Origin of the sequence: Longicatena sp. 210702-DFI.1.196 (assembly GCF_020563125.1) — a bacterium.
GTDB classification, from domain to species: domain Bacteria; phylum Bacillota_I; class Bacilli_A; order Erysipelotrichales; family Erysipelotrichaceae; genus Longicatena; species Longicatena caecimuris.
Window position 1 is genome coordinate 1 of record NZ_JAJCPX010000108.1, and the last position, 408, is coordinate 408.

Consider the following 408-nt stretch of genomic DNA (forward strand, 5'->3'; position numbering starts at 1 on the left):
GCTGTCCGGAACCGCTGCATCCATCTGAAGGTCGATCAGTTCCTGCACACAATCACGCAGTCCCACAAGACCTTTCACACGGGCTTCGGCGGTAGCGTTGAGGTCAGGGCGCACCATGCGGCTGTTTTCCCGGTAGTACACCTGCCCGTCTACAATGGCATAGGAATAGTTCTTCACATTAGGGTCGGCAGGAATGGAGGTGTCAATAGCTTCGCCTTCGCCCAGCTCCGGCAGCTCTGCCTCCTGATAAGTTCCATGAATATACTTCACCGCATCATGCAGCTGGTCGGAAAGCTCCAGTCCCTCGATAGGGTTCACGGTGTAGTCCATACCATGAGCGGTGCTTACCGGCTCCTGTCTGCCCAGCACCATTTCCGGGTGGTCGATAAAATACCGGTTGATGGCAAA

Annotated in this window: 1 protein-coding gene; it reads right to left on the reverse strand. The window is 55.4% G+C overall.

The genetic code is table 11. The annotated features are described in order from the left end of the window. The coding region (locus LI241_RS15580) for a hypothetical protein (protein ID WP_227151485.1) at positions 1–408 on the reverse strand (408 nt) is incomplete at both ends.